This window comes from Pseudoalteromonas sp. RW-H-Ap-1, assembly GCF_048318575.1.
Classification (GTDB): Bacteria; Pseudomonadota; Gammaproteobacteria; order Enterobacterales; family Alteromonadaceae; genus Pseudoalteromonas.
Genome location: NZ_CP166996.1, coordinates 1024085 through 1042388, shown reverse-complemented (window position 1 = coordinate 1042388; position 18304 = coordinate 1024085). Strand labels below are relative to the sequence as shown.

The 18304-nt window shown below is 41.4% G+C and carries 16 protein-coding genes; all 16 read right to left on the bottom strand.

Annotated features, from left to right (window positions below; translation table 11 throughout):
- Positions 1–132 precede the first annotated feature (132 nt).
- On the bottom strand, positions 133–630 hold the full coding sequence (locus AB8618_RS04855) for a DUF2059 domain-containing protein (RefSeq protein WP_413401549.1): 498 nt from the start codon (positions 628–630) through the stop codon (positions 133–135).
- Between the two features lie 137 nt (positions 631–767).
- Positions 768–1100 (bottom strand): Na+/H+ antiporter subunit G, encoded by a 333-nt coding sequence (locus AB8618_RS04850; RefSeq protein WP_008114566.1) that lies wholly within the window; start codon positions 1098–1100, stop codon positions 768–770.
- Between the two features lie 9 nt (positions 1101–1109).
- Positions 1110–1379 (bottom strand): K+/H+ antiporter subunit F, encoded by a 270-nt coding sequence (locus AB8618_RS04845; RefSeq protein WP_008114565.1) that lies wholly within the window; start codon positions 1377–1379, stop codon positions 1110–1112.
- The gene (locus tag AB8618_RS04840) at positions 1373–1909 is read right to left on the bottom strand and encodes a Na+/H+ antiporter subunit E (RefSeq protein WP_054202162.1); all 537 of its coding nucleotides are present in this window, start codon (positions 1907–1909) and stop codon (positions 1373–1375) included. The genes AB8618_RS04845 and AB8618_RS04840 overlap by 7 nt, the downstream gene beginning before the upstream one ends.
- A complete protein-coding gene (locus tag AB8618_RS04835) occupies positions 1909–3426 on the bottom strand; it encodes a monovalent cation/H+ antiporter subunit D (protein ID WP_413401546.1) in 1518 nt (505 codons plus the stop codon). The genes AB8618_RS04840 and AB8618_RS04835 overlap by 1 nt, the downstream gene beginning before the upstream one ends.
- Positions 3423–3770 (bottom strand): Na+/H+ antiporter subunit C, encoded by a 348-nt coding sequence (locus tag AB8618_RS04830; protein WP_413401544.1) that lies wholly within the window; start codon positions 3768–3770, stop codon positions 3423–3425. The genes AB8618_RS04835 and AB8618_RS04830 overlap by 4 nt, the downstream gene beginning before the upstream one ends.
- Positions 3770–6562, bottom strand: coding sequence for a monovalent cation/H+ antiporter subunit A (locus AB8618_RS04825; protein ID WP_413401542.1), 2793 nt, complete (start codon positions 6560–6562; stop codon positions 3770–3772). Before AB8618_RS04825 ends, AB8618_RS04830 begins: the two co-directional genes overlap by 1 nt.
- A gap of 254 nt (positions 6563–6816) precedes the next feature.
- Positions 6817–7956, bottom strand: a complete 1140-nt coding sequence (locus AB8618_RS04820; protein WP_409425046.1) for a hypothetical protein — start codon at positions 7954–7956, stop codon at positions 6817–6819.
- The gene (gene nlpI / locus AB8618_RS04815; RefSeq protein ID WP_413401540.1) at positions 7940–8812 is read right to left on the bottom strand and encodes a lipoprotein NlpI; all 873 of its coding nucleotides are present in this window, start codon (positions 8810–8812) and stop codon (positions 7940–7942) included. Before nlpI ends, AB8618_RS04820 begins: the two co-directional genes overlap by 17 nt.
- Before the next feature lie 348 nt (positions 8813–9160).
- Positions 9161–11287: a polyribonucleotide nucleotidyltransferase gene (pnp, locus tag AB8618_RS04810; protein ID WP_413401539.1), complete on the bottom strand. Its 2127-nt coding sequence runs from the start codon at positions 11285–11287 to the stop codon at positions 9161–9163.
- Positions 11288–11637: 350 nt separating this feature from the next.
- Positions 11638–11907 (bottom strand): 30S ribosomal protein S15, encoded by a 270-nt coding sequence (gene rpsO / locus AB8618_RS04805; RefSeq protein WP_006793376.1) that lies wholly within the window; start codon positions 11905–11907, stop codon positions 11638–11640.
- 109 nt (positions 11908–12016) lie between these two features.
- Positions 12017–12961 carry a tRNA pseudouridine(55) synthase TruB gene (gene truB, locus AB8618_RS04800; protein WP_413401536.1) on the bottom strand — a complete coding sequence of 315 codons (945 nt, stop codon included), beginning with the start codon at positions 12959–12961 and terminating at the stop codon, positions 12017–12019.
- Positions 12961–13368, bottom strand: coding sequence for a 30S ribosome-binding factor RbfA (rbfA, locus tag AB8618_RS04795; protein ID WP_008114546.1), 408 nt, complete (start codon positions 13366–13368; stop codon positions 12961–12963). Before rbfA ends, truB begins: the two co-directional genes overlap by 1 nt.
- Before the next feature lie 157 nt (positions 13369–13525).
- Positions 13526–16183: a translation initiation factor IF-2 gene (gene infB / locus AB8618_RS04790; RefSeq protein ID WP_054202155.1), complete on the bottom strand. Its 2658-nt coding sequence runs from the start codon at positions 16181–16183 to the stop codon at positions 13526–13528.
- Positions 16184–16208: 25 nt separating this feature from the next.
- On the bottom strand, positions 16209–17708 hold the full coding sequence (nusA, locus tag AB8618_RS04785; protein WP_010391392.1) for a transcription termination factor NusA: 1500 nt from the start codon (positions 17706–17708) through the stop codon (positions 16209–16211).
- A 38-nt stretch (positions 17709–17746) separates the two neighbouring features.
- Positions 17747–18202, bottom strand: coding sequence for a ribosome maturation factor RimP (rimP, locus tag AB8618_RS04780; protein ID WP_008114543.1), 456 nt, complete (start codon positions 18200–18202; stop codon positions 17747–17749).
- Positions 18203–18304 lie beyond the last annotated feature (102 nt).

Here is an 18304-nt window from a genome sequence, read left to right as displayed (position 1 = left end):
TAATGACAACATAATAAACCTATGTGTAACGCATAGGTCAACAGTTAATTAAGCACATGGCTGGGAGTGTGAAAGAAAATAAAGATAAGAGCAGCCACCATAAGTGACTGCTAAATTTGAGGGTTACTGTACTTAGTTTGCTTCGCTTCGCGATCGTTTAAGTGCTTCACCAAGCTCACCCGCAATAGCTTGAATTTCAGGCATAGCATCTTGTACTAAGGCTTGTGACATTTGCATAGATGCTTGCATTACCTGTGGCATTTTTTTCAAAATGGCCTGCCCTGATTCAGTCTTATAAAAAGCTAACATGTCGCTAATTTCTTGTGAAGTAAATTGTTTGTCGTAGAGGTTAATCATCATCGGCTGCATTTTTTGCCAGCTCATTTTTGTTTTTAATACCTCGGTCATATCAGCATAATATTTGTCGAAAATTGCTTTCTCATCTGGTTTTACGCCCATTTGCACCGACATATTTTGCATCATGCCCTCAACTTGCGCATACATAGAGTCAACCATGGCGTCCATGTTCATCACCTCGACCAGCTCATCAATCTTTTGCTGTTTGGCAGTCTGCGCTGCATATAAGTTAGTTGAGAAAATAAAAAGTGAAAGTAGTATTACCTTACCCATATTAATATCCTTTTTGTATTTGAATCGGCAACATGATCACATGTTCAATATATGTTGTAAATGGGGACACCCAAAAAACAAAAAGCCGAATAACACACGTTTATTCGGCTTTTTAATCCGCAAATGGGCAACAGTTTCTAATCTTTTTCGATATTATCGAGCCCTTTCGTTCCCTCTTTCGCTTTAAGCTTATGATGAATGGCGGTTTTAATTAGCATGTAGCCACTAATAGGCGCAGTGATTAATAAGAATATAGTGATTAATATCTCTTTTACGCTTAAGCCACTGACTGAATTGGCAAAAAATACCATGGCAGCGGTAAGTATACTCGCCATACCTAAAGTGGTGGCTTTTGTTGGCCCATGTAAACGCATGAAAAAATCAGGCAATTTGATTAAGCCAATTGAGCCAATTAAAATAAATAATCCGCCTAACAACAGCAATATTGATACGATCCATTCACTTATCATTTTAATACCTTACTCAATTATGTCGCCACGAAGTAAATACTTACATACAGCTACCGTACTTATAAACCCAAGCATGGCAATAAGTAAGGCTGCTTCAAAGTACAGCCCCGTGCCCATGCTAATGCTATATAAAATAATCAGTGCAATCACGTTAATGTACATAGTATCGAGCGCTAAAATACGATCCGGTACTGATGGGCCAATAATAAGTCGCCATAAATTAAGTAATAACGACAATCCAACCATTGAAAAAACAATCAGTAATACTGTATCTAACATTGAAATATCTCCTTTAGGGGAGCTTCGTAACGTGCTTTAATTTGTTTAATAAGCGCTTGCTCATCATCTAAATCTAACACGTGAATTAATAAATAACGCTGTACCGGTTCATCGTCTTCATTAAGCGATTTAATCAGCGGGTAAACCTCGGCACTTACCGTACCCGGCGTTAAAGACACGCAGCTTGCTAAAATAGTAATTGGCATTTCATGCATTAAATCTATAGGCACTTTAACAAAGCCTGGACGCAGATTTTTTGAAGGACCCAGTATTAATAATGCCACTTGTAAATTAGCCACTATAATATCGTAAAGTACGATTAGTAATTGCTTAAGTGCCAGCCCCGGCTTTAAAATTAGCGGTTGCGGATCTCTAAACGACATACTAAATAATGGTATTAACAACGCGAGTAACGCCCCTAATATAATATGCCCTACCGACACACTGTTATTTAACAAGAGCCATACTATAAATAAAAATAGACTACGAAACGGCGTAGGTAACCAACCAAAACGAGCTTGTAAGCGCATTACATACCTCCCTTAAGTACCGCATTAATACCACCACTAATATCGTGAAGCTGTGTTGCCGCCTCGAGGGCGTATTGTGTTGCCACATCACCAAAAATAACCAGCAGTATTGAACTTGCTAATAAACCAACTAACACGGTCGCTTGTAGCGGGTGGGCATTGGCAACATCGCTAGCATCACCTGTTTTGTCTTTACGTTCCCAAAACAAACTAGTACCCGCACGTGATATAGCCACAATTAGCGCTAAGCTCATAATTAAGTAAACAGGCCAAAATACCAAGGCTTGTTCGCTATTTAAGGTCGTTTTTAAAATCCAAATTTTGCCAACAAAGCCCGAGAAAGGTGGCATACCAATAACGGTTAAACCGGCAATAATAAAACACGCACCTAATAAAAATGGTTGTTTTACTGCGCGTCCGCCGACCAATCGATCTCCAACTTTACCTCGTTGTGTTGCAATTAAATCAGCAACTAAAAATAGCGCAGCAGTCACTAACGTTGAATGCACTAAATAGTAAAGCAATGCAGCGGTGGCATTTATGTTTTGTAGTGCGACTAATGCCACTAACGTCCCTACAGAAACCAATACTAAATTAGCGGTAAGCTTACGTAGGTCTTGTGCTGCCAATACCCCTATTGCGCCAATCACTATGGTGGCAATAGCCAGCGCCCATAACCAAGACTGCGCCATATGTTCAAGTTCGCCAGCTTGTTCACCAAAAATCACCGTGTATACACGTAAGGTCGCATAAACACCAACTTTGGTCATAATCGCAAATAATGCAGCAACCACAGGTGTGGCACTTGAGTAGGCGTTTGGTAACCATAAATGCAATGGTAATAACGCACTTTTGAGTGCAAACACCACCAATAACAGTAAACCACCTGCCTTCGCTAAATAAACATCATCGCCGCTTAGCTGCGGTACTTTATTGGCCATATCAGCAATATTTAAGGTACCCAATACTCCATATAAAATACCTAAACCAATCAAGAACACGCTTGAGCCGACTAAATTTAAAATAACATAATGCAGTGCTGCGCGCGTTTTGGGTTTACCGCCACCGTGCATTAACAGCGCATAAGAGGCAATTAATAACACTTCAAAAAATACGAAGACGTTAAATAAATCCCCGGTTAAAAATGCACCATTTACCCCTAATATTAAAAAATGAATTAAAGGATGGAAAAAGCTACCTTGTTCATCATCACCAGCACAGCCATACAAAGCCACGCCAGCCCCTAAAAAGGCGGTTAAAGTGACTAACAAGGTCGAGAGCATATCTGCAACAAGTACAATACCAAACGGCGCAGACCAGTTACCAATTGCATAAACAATAATCCCGTTATCTTTAACCTGAATTAGCAGTAATACCGTAACTGCAAAGGTTAAAATAGCCATTAAGCAAGACATAAATCGGCGTGCAAATAAGCTTTTGCCACACGGTGGAAGTAGCAAAATAATTGCCGCTAACATTGGCAGTAAAACAGGCAAGGACGCTAAATGCTGAATCATTTTCTCTCCTTGTGTTTATTTTTAGTTAGGGTGCCATCAACATGGTCGTTGCCTAAATCTGCTCGGCCACGAATAGATAAAATAACCACAAACGCAGTCATCGCAAAGCCAATTACAATGGCTGTTAACACTAAGGCTTGTGGTAGCGGATCAGCGTAATCAGCACCAGTCCCTAGTACCACGGCTTTATTAATTGTTAAGCGCCCTGATGAGAATAAAAACAAATTAACCGCGTAAGAAATCATTGTCAGCCCCAGTACTACTGGGAATGTACGCGCTCTTAGTAATAAAAACACGCCACAGGTGACTAGCACGCCAACGCAAGATGCGTATAACAGTTCCATTAAATATTTACCTCTTCTTTCTCTGCATTCGCTGTCATATTACCTAAGCTCGCAAGGATCATCAGCGTAGCGCCAACAACAGTTAAGTACACGCCCAAATCAAATACAATGGCGCTGGCAAGCTCTGTTTTCCCAACAAACGGAATATCAAAGTAATCAAACCAGGTAGTTAAAAATGGCTTATCAAAGAACCAGCTTCCCACACCTGTAAACATGGCAATAGCAATGCCTGATGCGATAATTTTGCGATAGTTAACATCAAAGCGTTCATTTATCCACGCAGTACCATGTGCCATATATTGTAAAATAAAGGCAATAGAAGTTACGAGACCTGCTATAAAGCCACCTCCAGGTAAGTTATGACCGCGTAGGAAAATATAAGCAGATACTAATAGCGCTAATGGCAGTAAGCTTTGAGAAATACAAGCCAATAAAATAGGATGGCGATCTTTAGACCATGGACGCCCTTCACTATCGCTCGCAGGCATATAAAGTGGAATTCTTGATAGCAGTTTAAATATACCCAGTGCAGCAATACCTAACACAGTAATTTCACCTAAGGTATCAAAGCCCCTAAAATCAACCAAAATAACATTAACCACGTTAGTACCACCACCGCCGGTTTTGGCGTTAGCAATAAAGAACTCAGAAATTGAATCAAGCGGTCGAGTCAGTAAAGCGTAACAAATACTGGCAATAATCACCCCTACGGTAGAGGAAATAACCACATCACGTAAAATGCGTAACGAGCTTGACTCTCTCGGTGTACTTTGCGGTAAGAAAAACAGCGCCAACATTAATAGTATAATAGTGGCTACTTCTACAGTAAGTTGCGTTAAGGCCAAGTCAGGCGCTGAAAAACGGGTAAACGCCACCGACACCATTAGTCCCACAATCGACAGCATTAATAACGACACCATTCGAATTCGATGCCAAATAACGGTAGCAATTGCACCGATTATGAGTAGTCCTGCACCAATTGCGTTTTGAATATCAACCGGAGTATTAGGCACGCTACCAGCTAGCTGCTTCATTTCAAATAATGGCCAACCAGAGGCAAGTAATACAACGCCTAACATTATAAATACATAACGTTGCAATGAGCCATTTTCTGTTGATTGGATTTTGTGTTGACACCAATTGACCACTACCGCTAAAAAACGCTCGAAGATTTTTTTAGCGTTAAAAGGAGGTAACGACGCTTGGAACTGGAACAAGTACTTTCGATTAACGTAAATAAATAAACCACCAATTACCGCCATACCACTCATAAGTAGAGGTAAATTGAAACCATGCCAAATAGTCAATTTATACTCAGGCATTGCTTCACCAAGTACAGCTAGTGACGCGGCTGATAAAATACCGTCAACGACAAAGTGTGGAAAAATACCCACTAAAATACACAGTACCACTAAGATTTCTATAGGCACACGCATATAACGCGGTGCTTCATGAGGGGTACGTGGTAAATCAATAGGCTCACCATTAAAGAACACGTCATGAATAAAGCGTGATGAGTACGCCACCGACAACGCACCCGCTACAGTTGCCAGCACTGGGATTAGCCACGACATTGAGCCAAGTACCTGCTGATGCAGTGTCTCAGCAAAGAACATCTCTTTTGATAAGAAACCATTTAACAACGGTACACCAGCCATAGCGGCAGCAGCCACCATCGCCAAGGTAGCCGTATAGGGTAAGTAGCGCCACATGCCATTGAGTTTACGCATATCACGAGTACCGGTTTCATGATCAATAATGCCGGTTGCCATAAATAACGACGCTTTAAACGTCGCGTGGTTAATAATATGAAAAATAGCGGCAACGGTCGCAAGCTGTGTATCTAGGCCTAGTAATAATGTAATTAAACCCAAATGACTAATCGTTGAATAGGCTAACAAGCCTTTTAAATCATGTTTGAATAACGCGATATAAGCGCCAAATAATAGCGTGGTTAAGCCGGTCAAACCGACTAATAAAAACCAGGTATCGGTACCCGCCAATGCGGGGTAAAAACGCGCAAGTAAAAAGATACCTGCTTTTACCATGGTGGCAGAGTGTAAATACGCACTAACCGGCGTAGGTGCAGCCATGGCATGCGGTAACCAAAAATGAAACGGAAATTGTGCAGATTTAGTAAAAGCACCTAATAATACGAGTACTAGTGCCAATTCATATAAGTCGTGAGATTGAATAATCGCTTTGCTAGCTAAAATGGTGTCTAAGTCGTAGCTTCCAACAATATCGCCTAACAACATTAAGCCACCGAGTAAGGCTAAACCACCGGCGCCAGTTACCGCTAATGCCATACGCGCCCCTTTGCGCGCCTCTGATTTATGCCACCAATAACTGATCAACAAGAACGAGCTAATACTGGTTAGTTCCCAAAACACCCATAACTGAATTACATTATTTGACATAACAATGCCTAGCATGGCGGTCATAAATAACATTAAATAGCTAAATAGTTTTGGCAATGAATCATTTTGACTTAGGTAATAACGGGCATACAAAATTACTAGTAACCCAATTCCTAGAATCATAAATAAAAACAGTAAACTCAACCCATCCAAGCGCAAGGAAATATCTAACCCTAAGGCTGGTATCCACTGTGCGCTAAAACGAATGGTTTCCCCCGCAAGAACCGCGGGCGCATGATAAAGTGTAATTGCAAGCGCGGCTAACGGCGCAATAGCCGTTAGGCTCGTTGCCTGATTTCGAGAAAGTTTGCCGGTGCATGCAGAAATAACACTGCCTAATAAGGATAACAGGGGTATCCAGAGCAAAGTCATAATGAAGGGCCTTTTTGAATCATAAAGTTTATCAATTCGCTACTTGTTATTATTAAATACCAAAGTGACTTGGGTATACGTTTTACGTCTGTTTTTTAACAACATTAATACATATAGTTATACTGATAAACGCAGTTTTTGTCTATAGAAAGCGCCGCTAGCGGGACAATAATCAAACAAAAATGCTTATAAATTAATGAACAGTAGCAAAATAAGCTCAGCTTTCAAACAGTTTACAGCGGAATATCAAATCACTAAAATCGTACAAATAAATGGGCATTAAGTGCTATGTGCTTTTGCCACAAAATACGATATTGCGCTGATAGGCCTAACTGCTGATATTGCATAATCGACCACAGTGCACTGGGCTTATAAGCAGTGCCGCCTTGTTGGCAACTTTGGCTTTTGTGCCACCCTTCAGGGGCATCTGATTTTTTTGCAATAAATAAGTTGGGAGCAACAAACCCATCAAGCTGACATAACCATGCTTGCTTTTTTACCGGTAAAGCGTACTCATCTTCAAAGCCATTAAAGTGCATTAACTCATGCAAAAATACCGCGTAGCTAGCCTGTGAATTAATATGCATTAAACCATTTTTTACACTGGCAGTACCTTGTTTGGGCATCATAATGGCAAAATCAAATCCAGTGGGAAGCTGCTTTTTAAGCGATGATTGCTGCCAATCGCACTTAGCACGCGAGGTTTCAGTGCTATTGCAGTTAATTGCATTACCCACATAAACTGGTTTTGAAAAACAAAAGGTTTTGGGGCTCGGCTCTGGGTTTTGAAAGTACGCGTTACGAAATTGATTGAGCCTGTATAAACCATCACGGTGATCACTCAGCATTAGTACATTAAATACACACTGCTTTTGTATCGCAACTTGCTCGCTTGCAAGTAAAAACCCTAACTTATTCATAAATGATACGCTTAAGGTTTCTATAGGTGCTTGTTGCTGTAATTGCAGGTGATAAAAAGCATCGCCTTCAGGAAGCTTATTTTTATTTTTAAGTAGCGCTAAATCCTGCCAACGCTGCTGAGAAAGTAACGAGTCGGCGAGTTTTTTTTGCTGTGCTTGTGTAATCTTATCCAAACTTGCTTGCCAAAATAGTTTAGCCGTTTCAGTTTGATTATTGCCTAATAATGACAACCCATAGCCATATTGGGCATCGGCTATTTTATTACGCGCTAGGGTCGCTAAGGCTGTGGAGGGTAATTGTAAAATGTGGTTTGCAAAGTAACGAGGGAATTGCCAGTAACTGTCAATCACATTGGCCTTGGCATGTAATACTTGCCAAAAGCCAATGCTATTTTGTTTATTACTCGAGCCGCTGATAAAGCTAGCGCACAGTAATAAAGCACTTAATTTTAAATAATTAGCCAGCGCTTTCACTGGCCATCAACTCAAGCTCTAAACGCGCATACTTATATTCTATAAATTCATGTACGTTCGTTGCTAGTGCCAATTTAAAGTAATCTGTGGCAATTGAAAGCTCGCCTGCGGCTTGGTGCTGTTTAGCTAAGTAAAAATAAGCTTCACATAAACGCTGAGCATATTCTTGTTGCGAACTTACACCATCGGCTATGCCTGAAAAAAATGCTTTTTCACTCAAATCACCCACATACAAAGCAATAAGCTGATACGCCCATTCATTTTCATCAAGGGCCGCCGCATTGGCTTTTAACGCAGCGATTGCTGCGGTTTTATCTTGTGCTGCTTGGGCTAAATAAAGCCACAATACACGGTAAGGATCATTAGGAGAGCGCTGTAAAAACGTTTTAAAGTCATCCTTTGCAAGCATCGCTCTATCGCCATAGTACAAGGCAATACCACGATTTAAATACGCATATTCATGCTCTTGATCTAGCTCAATAGCTGAGTCAAAGTACTCGTACGCTTTTTCGTATTGCTGCATCAAGGTATGCTGAATACCCAAAAAGTTATACACTTCAGCCAAATCAGGCTTAAGTTTAACCGCTCGGTTAAAATCAATTCGCGATAAAGTCGTCATGCCTAAGCTATCAAACAGTACTCCACGGTCATAATAGAGCTTTGCTTGTTGCTCTTTACTCAAATCAGCTCTGTTTAATAGTTCTGAAAAACGTGCAATGGCAATTTCATTTCTAAAATCTGATGCAAGCGGTGCAGTAAATGGCACGTTAATAATAGCAGCGGGTTTAGTAGTAGCCTGACAAGCGCTTAAAGACAAAATAGCAAAAGATGCCAAGGCTAAATGTTTAAGTCTCATTAAAATCCTTAATACCGAGGTAAGTAGCAAATAGATAAGACATAAGCTGTCTTGTAAGGTTCATTCCTGTTATGTGTTATTAATACCAACCGGCATAAATATTTGAACAATTTAACGAATTAAATACCCCTATAACGTTGTTAAAATCTTTTCATTTAGAACAACTAGATATCAAAAATTTTGCCTAGTTATAGAGCAATTTTCTTATCGTTAAAATAAGTCCCATATCCAAGCAGGTTGGTATAAGTGTGATGAACACAATTGATTGCTGACATTAAAGCATAAAAAAAGGGGCTAAACAGCCCCTTTTTATACTATCCAGTAATTATCTGGATGAAAGATTAGCAATTAAGCGTCTTTAGACTCGTCAGCTGCAGGTGCTGCTGATTCCATTGCTTCTTTAATACTTAGACGTACACGGCCTTGACGGTCTACTTCTAGTACTTTAACTTTAACTTCCTGACCTTCACTAAGGTGATCAGCAACGTTGTTAACACGCTCAGTGCTGATTTGTGAGATATGCACTAGGCCATCTTTACCAGGAAGAATATTTACAAACGCACCGAAGTCTACGATACGTACAACTTTACCTTCGTAGATAGTACCTACTTCAAGCTCAGCAGTTAATTGCTCAATACGGCTAATTGCATTCGCTGCACTTTCACCGTCTGTAGCAGCAATCTTGATTGTGCCATCATCACCGATTTCAATCGTAGTGCCCGTTTCTTCAGTAAGTTGACGGATAGTTGCGCCACCTTTACCGATAACTTCTGCGATTTTCTTCTGTGGGATTTGCATCGTGTAAATACGTGGAGCAAACATAGACAGTTCTTCAGAAGGTGCAGAAATCGCTTCGTCCATCACACCTAGGATGTGTAAACGTGCAGCTTTCGCTTGTTTAAGCGCGATTTGCATGATTTCTTGTGTGATACCTTCAATTTTGATATCCATTTGTAGAGCAGTGATACCGTTAGTTGTACCCGCTACTTTAAAGTCCATGTCACCTAAGTGATCTTCATCACCTAAGATATCTGAAAGAACAACAAAGTTATCTTCTTCTTTAACTAAGCCCATTGCGATACCCGCAACTGAGGCTTTAATTGGAACACCTGCGTTCATAAGCGCTAGAGACGTACCACAAACCGATGCCATTGAAGATGAACCATTTGATTCAGTAATTTCAGATACAACACGGATTGAATATGGGAAGTCAGTCAATGTTGGCATTACTGCTTGAATACCACGCTTAGCTAGGTTACCGTGGCCGATTTCACGACGCTTAGGAGAACCAACAAAACCCGTTTCACCTACACAGAATGGAGGGAAGTTGTAGTTAAGCATAAAGTGGTTTTTGTGTGTGCCAGTTAAATCGTCGATTAACTGTGAATCACGTTCTGTACCAAGTGTTGCTGTTACTAATGCTTGCGTTTCACCACGTGTGAAGATTGCAGAGCCGTGAGTACGTGGAAGTACGCCCGTCATTACATCTAGAGCACGGATCATATCTGGTTCACGACCATCGATACGTTTTTCGCCAGCAGCGATACGGCCACGAACGATTTTCTTCTCAAGTGAACCGAATACTTTACCTACTTCTTGCTTATCAAGCGTTTCGCCTTCAGCAAGTTCGCTTGTTAGTGCTTCAACAACCGCATCTTTTGCAGCAGTTAATGCTTCTTTACGCGCTACCTTATCAGTAATACGGTAAGCTTCGCCTACTTTATCAGCAGCAAGTGTTGCTACTTTCTCTTCTAATGCAACGTTTTTCTCAGGTGCAGTCCAATCCCACGTAGGCTTGCCTGCTTCTGCTTTAAATTCGTTAATTGCATTGATGATTGACTGTGATTGCTCATGGCCGTACACAACCGCACCTAGCATTACGTCTTCAGCAAGAACGTCTGCTTCTGATTCAACCATAAGTACTGCGTTATCAGTACCCGCAACAACTAAATCAAGTTGGCTTTCTTCAAGCTCTTTTAGTGTCGGGTTAAGTACGTATTCACCGTTTATGTAACCAACACGTGATGCACCAATTGGACCGCTGAACGGGATACCAGAGATAGCAAGTGCTGCTGATGTACCAATCATCGCAACCATATCAGGTTGGATTTCAGGGTTTACAGAAACAACTGTAGCAATAACTTGTACTTCGTTTACGAAACCATTAGGGAAAAGTGGACGAATTGGACGGTCAATAAGACGTGCAATAAGTGTTTCGCCATCGTTAGGACGACCTTCACGCTTAAGGAAACCACCTGGGATACGACCCGCAGCGTACATACGCTCTTGGTAGTTAACTGTTAGTGGGAAGAAGTCTTGACCTGGTTGAGCTTCACGCTTACCAACAACCGTTACTAGTACTGACGTGTCGCCAATGCTTGCTAGTACTGCGCCGTCAGCTTGACGAGCGATAGCACCTGTTTCTAGTGTCACTGTGTGTTGACCTAGTTGAAATTCTTTTATAATTGCTTGCACTTAAAATATTCCTTAAATGTATTTTTAGTATTAATTAAGTTTTCATCAAAGTACCAATTACAGTACATAATTGTATTCAGTTGGAAATCAATTAAGTACTACAATTGGCAATGATGTAAATAACCGTAAATAAACCTTTTTATCTACGCGCCATAGTATATAACAAAGTCAGGTAAAATTGCGAGCTTAGTCCAGAGATAAACGTGATGCTAAATTATGTACTTTGCTGTTACTTACAATGTGGCTTTTAGCTTATATTTCAAGGGTATTAATCGATGTGGGTAGTGAGCATGAGGAAATTTAGACACAAAAAAAGGAGCTAAAAAGCTCCCCTTTTGATAATCAAGTTCTTAGCGACGTAGGCCAAGCTCTTTGATTAACGCAGTGTAACGCGAGATATCTTTACCTTTAAGGTAATCAAGCAGTTTACGGCGAGTGCTTACTTTACGAAGCAGACCACGACGTGAGTGGAAGTCATGCTTGTGATCAGCGAAGTGACCTTGAAGCTTGTTGATATCAAAAGTAAGTAATGCTACTTGTACTTCAGGTGAACCAGTGTCGCCTTCAGCGCGTGCGAATTTAGCAATGATATCGATTTTTTCTTGATTGCTTAGTGACATAATAACTCCAAAAGTTAAATTTAATAGGTGCTTTAGCCGATCACTAATTCAGCCAAAACGATTAAGCGGGCGTATTCTACCAATTATCAGCATAACTACAAGTTAAACTTTACTCTGGTTGTTGATTAGACAAGCCGCGCTTTGATTTTAAATGGCCATCAGGATTACGTTCGCCCGTACCAATAAATATTCCATCAGCCAGTACCTTTATTGCACCTTCAGGTAGGGCTTTACCCAACACCACAGCTTGACCATGGCTAAATGCCATTCCCTGCTCTTTAGTAATTTCCACAACGGGTAAATCAACTAACGCGGTATCCATTGGCAATAATAGTTCGTCAAGATAAGTGGAAGGCGCAACGTCTTGTTCTTTCGCTTGATTTAATAACGCTTCTAACTGCTCAAGTGTGACCATTTTATCTGCAGGGTAATGCCCTACAGCACTACGATGCAGCATAATCACATGCGCGCCGCAGCCTAAGTTTTCACCTAAGTCATCAACGATAGTACGAATATACGTACCTTTAGATACATGTGCAGTCATTTGTATTTCGTTAGCTTGCTCATCAAACTCATCAAGCGTTAAGCTAAATACGTTAATTTTTCGACATTTGCGAGGAACTTCTATGCCTTCACGCGCATATTTATATAAAGGTTTGCCTTCATATTTAAGCGCGGAATACATTGATGGGTATTGGTCTGACTCACCTAAAAACTTAGCAACTTCTTCGTTTAGTAATTGGGAAGTAACATTCACATCGCGAGTTTCGACCACTTCGCCATCAGAGTCTGATGTGGTAGTACGTTCACCTAGCTTAGCTCGAACAACATAGGTTTTATCTGTATCGAGTAAAAACTGGGTAAACTTAGTCGCTTCACCAAAACAAATTGGCAGCATGCCGGTCGCAAGCGGATCAAGCGCACCTGTGTGCCCCGCCTTTTGCGCAAAATAAATACCTTTAGCCTGCTGTAATGCCTTGTTTGATGAAATGCCTTCTGGTTTGTTTAACAACAAAATACCATCAACTGGACGGCCTTTACTGCGTCTTGCCATTAGTCTTTAGTGCCTTCTTCGCTGTCATTTTCATCATCAACATGCTTAGCATTATCTTCACGAATGATAGAGTCCACTAAGTTAGAGATGCGCATCCCTTCCATTAATGAGTTATCAACCACAAATTTAAGCTCTGGCATAATACGTGCGCGAATACGTTTACCTAGTAACGAACGGATATAGCCCGTTGCTTCGTTCAGTACTTTTGCACTTTGTTTTGCTGCATTTTCGTCTTCAGTGTTAAACACGGTGATAAAAACTTTGGCATAAGATAAATCGCGCGATACTTCTACCGCAGACACTGTCACCATGCCTAAGCGCGGATCTTTAATTTCGCGTTGTAGAATCACAGCAATTTCTTTTTGAATTTGCTGAGCAACACGATCAGTGCGAGAAAATTCTCTCATTTCACTTTCCTAAAATTATAACTTATTGAAAAACAATAATAAGTTAACTAAATAATGGATACACAAATGGGGGCTTAGCCCCCATTTAAAATCTTAGCATAGGGTATGTTGGGCTATCGAGGTACGACCTTGAATGTCCAACACCACCTAACAACAATTAAAGACTACGTTGTACTTCAACTGTTTCAAATACTTCGATTTGGTCACCAACGCGAACGTCATTGTAGTTCTTAACGCCGATACCACATTCCATGCCGTTACGAACGTCTTGTACATCATCTTTAAAGCGACGTAATGACTCAAGTTCGCCTTCGTAAATAACCACGTTATCACGAAGTACACGAATTGGTGCGCTACGTTTGATAGTACCTTCAGTAACCATACAACCAGCAATTGCGCCAATTTTTGGAGACTTAAATACATCACGTACTTCAGCAAGACCAATGATCTCTTGTTTAAACTCAGGAGCAAGCATACCCGACATGGCTTGCTTAACTTCTTCGATAAGTGCGTAAATTACGCTGTAGTAACGAAGGTCTAAGTTTTCAGAGTCAATCACTTTACGCGCTGATGCATCGGCACGAACGTTAAAGCCAACTACGATTGCGTTAGACGCTGCAGCAAGAGTTGCATCTGTTTCTGTGATACCACCAACACCAGAACCAACAATCTTCACTTTTACTTCATCAGTAGAAAGTTTAGTTAGTGAGTCTGAAATTGCTTCAATTGAACCTTGAACGTCTGCTTTAAGTACCACGTTAACTTCAGACACGTCGCCTTCAGTCATGTTAGTAAACATGTTTTCAAGCTTCGCTTTTTGCTGACGCGCTAATTTAACATCGCGGAATTTACCTTGACGGTAAAGTGCAACTTCACGTGCTTTACGCTCGTCTTTAACTACTGTTGCTTCATCACCCGCTGCTGGAATACCAGAAAGACCTAAAATCTCAACAGGAATAGAAGGACCCGCAGATTTAATGTCTTTACCGTTTTCATCGCGCATTGCACGAACACGGCCATACTCAAGACCACATAATACAATGTCACCTTGGTTAAGCGTACCTGATTGAACAAGGATAGACGCTACTGGACCACGGCCTTTATCAAGACGTGATTCAATAACAACACCTGCAGCCATACCTTCGCTAGGTGCATTTAGTTCTAACAGCTCAGATTGCATTAATACTGCTTCTAAAAGGTCATCAATACCAAGACCTGTTTTAGCTGAGATGTGAACGTATTGCGTATCACCGCCCCAATCTTCTGGGATAACGTCTAGCTGAGCTAGCTCGTTTTTAACACGGTCTGGATCTGCGCCTTCTTTATCCATTTTGTTAACAGCAATGATTAAAGGAACGCCAGCTGCGCGAGCATGCTGTACCGCTTCTTTAGTTTGTGGCATTACACCATCATCGGCTGCAACTACTAGGATTACGATATCAGTCGCTTTTGCACCACGAGCACGCATAGATGTAAATGCGGCGTGACCCGGAGTATCTAAGAAAGTGATCATGTTGCCGTTAGTTTCAACGTGGTATGCACCAATGTGCTGCGTAATACCACCGGCTTCGCCTGAAGCAACTTTAGCTGAACGAATGTAATCAAGCGTTGACGTTTTACCGTGGTCAACGTGACCCATAACAGTTACTACTGGAGCACGAGGCTCAGATTTACCATCTTCGTGGCGGTCGTTAAGTACTGTTTGCTCTAATTCGTTTTCTTTAACGATGATAACTTTATGGCCCATTTCTTCTGCAACAAGTTGCGCAGTTTCTTGGTCAATAACTTGGTTAATCGTAACCATGTCACCCATTTTCATCATTGTTTTTACAACTTCAGCGCCTTTAACAGCCATGCGCGATGCAAGCTCAGCAACTGTAATTGTTTCACTAATACGCACTTCGTTTTTAACATCAGCCGTTGGTTTTTGGAAACCGTGCTGTAATGACGCTGGCGCTTTTAGCTTACCTTTTTTACCTTTAGACGCTGCAAATTTATCTTTTGCTGGCGCTTTTTTCTTTTTCTTCGCACGGCGTGAGCCTTGCTCTTCGCGAGCATCTGCTACATCTTCTGCTTCACGTGCGTAAGTTGAAGTCGTAAGGTGGTGATCCGCGGTTTCTTCGCGTTTCTTACGTTCTTCTTCTTCTTTCTTCCAGCGTGCTGAATTCTCTTCAGCTAGCTTTCTTGCCTCTTCTGCTTGACGTTTCGCTTCTTCTTCAGCTTTCTTCAATGCGGCCTCTTCTGCTTCTTTTTGCAGACGCTCAGCTTCGATGCGATCTTTCTCAGACTTAGCACTTTGCTCAGGGGTCATCTGCTGTTGTTTCGCTTTACGCTCAGCATCTGCTTTGCGTTTAGCTTCTTCTTTGGCTTTACGATCAGCGTCTTCTTTCGCTTTACGTTCTGCCTCTTGTTTCGCTTTCAATTCTGCGGCTTCTTGTTCAGCTTTTTGCTGCTCTTCAAGACGCGCTTTTTCTTCAGCGGCTAGACGTTGCTGTTCTTGCTCTTGCTCAACAGCACTTTTTTTCACGTAAGTGCGTGTTTTGCGAACTTCAACTTGCACAGCCTTTGCTTTACCCGTAGAGCCCGTCACACTTAATGTGCTTTTGCTCTTACGTTGCAATGTCATGCGCGCTGGACCTTCAGATCCAGTACCGCCATGTTGCTTGCTTAGGTGATCAAGTAACGTCGCTTTTTCAGCTTCTGTTACATTATCGCCTGCTTGTTTAGTAATACCGGCTTGTGAAAACTGCTGTAGTAATTTATCAACAGTTGTACCTATATCACCGGCTAGTTTTTCAACATTTACTTCTGCCATAGTCTCTAATACCTCCGTTAATAAATTACTCGTCTGCAAACCAACAAATATTACGTGCAGCCATAATTAGCTCGCCCGCTTTCTCTGCAGATAGCTCTGTAATATCTACAAGCTCATCAATGCCTTGCTCAGCTAAGTCTTCAAGTGTTACTACACCCTTACTTGCCATAACAAATGCTAAATGACGCTCTAAGCCTTCAAGCGCAAGTAAGTCTTCAGCAGGCTCAGCGCCTTCTAAGCTTTCTTCCGTTTTAAGGGCTTTCGTTGTTAATGCATCTTTTGCACGTGAACGTAATACGTCCACTGTTTCTTCATCTAAGCCGTCGATTTCTAAAAACTCAGAAGCAGGTACATACGCAACTTCTTCAAGTGTTGAGAAACCTTCGTTGATAAGTAATGACGCAAACTCGTCATCAATATCTAAGTTTTCAGTAAATAAGTTAATTAACTTATCTGACTCAGCTTCGTTCTTAGCGCGCATTTCATCAACGGTCATTACGTTTAATTCCCAGCCAGTTAGCTGGCTTGCTAAACGTACGTTTTGACCATTACGACCAATAGCTTGTGCTAAGTTATCTGCTTCAACAGCAATATCCATTGAGTGAGTGTCTTCATCCATTACGATTGAAGCCACTTCTGCTGGTGCCATTGCGTTAATAACAAACTGTGCAGGGTTGTCATCGTAAAGTACGATATCAACACGCTCACCGCCAAGTTCTGACGATACCGCTTGAACACGTGCGCCACGCATACCAACACACGCACCTACAGGATCTATACGCTTATCATTAGACTTAACTGCGATTTTAGCACGTGAACCAGGATCGCGAGCTGCGGCACGTAATTCAATCATTTCTTCGCCAATTTCTGGCACCTCAATGCGGAATAATTCCATCAGCATTTCTGGTTTAGAACGGGTTACAAATAACTGTGCACCACGTGCTTCTGGTTTAACTTCGTATAGAAGACCACGAATACGATCGCCTGGGCGGAAGTTTTCACGTGGCAGCATGTCGTCACGGTAAATAACCGCTTCTGCGTTGTTACCTAAATCAAGAACGATTGCATCACGCGTTGCTTTTTTAACAACACCTGTTACTAGCTCGCCTTGCTGATCTTTGTACGCTTCAACAACTAAGGCACGCTCTGCTTCACGTACTTTTTGTACGATTACTTGCTTAGCCATTTGTGTTGTTATGCGGTCAAATTTAATTGATTCAATCTGCTCTTCTACGTAGTCGCCCATTTTCAAGTCTGGTTCTTCAACTTGAGCAGCTTCTAACGTGATTTCGCTGTATGGATTCTCTAAAGAGCCATCTTCTAATACTTCAGCTATTTGCCAGCGACGGAATGTATCGTAATCGCCAGTTTTACGGTCAATTGCAACACGTACATCAATTTCACCATCATGCTTTTTCTTTGTCGCTGTCGCTAATGCGAACTCTAGAGCTTCAAAAATCTTTTCTTTTGGAACCGCTTTCTCATTGGAAACGGCTTCAGCAACCAATAATATCTCTTTTGCCATGGGTAATGCCTCGCTTGCCCTATTCCTTCGCACTCGAATTAAAACTTTGCGATTATGTTCGCACGTTCAATGTTACTAAGCATGATTAAATGCTCTGCACCATCGCTAGATAGTGTGATCATATCGCTGCTAACTGCTATTAAGTCGCCTTTGAAATTACGGCGACCATCTTGTGGAAGCTTAGTACGCACGCGTACTTCCTCTCCTTGCGCCTGCTCGTAGTGATCTTGTTTGAATAATGGACGATCAACACCAGGAGACGACACTTCCAAATCATATTCGTTTGTAATCGGGTCTTCGACGTCTAAAATCGCACTAATTTGACGACTTGCATCTGCGCAGTTGTCAACTGAAATTCCATCCTCATGAGCAATATATACTCTTAAGGTAGAATGGCGACCCGCTTGTACAAACTCAAGGCCATGTAATTCAAAGCCTAGCATTTCTACCGCAGGCGTTAACATGGTTACTAAATCTTGTTCAAGTTTTGTCACGAAAATCCTCCATACAAACAAAAAAAGGGCTTATAGCCCTAAAATACTGAGTTTAAATTTTGATTTAATCGATAAACATTAAATCAAACGGTGCAGATACAA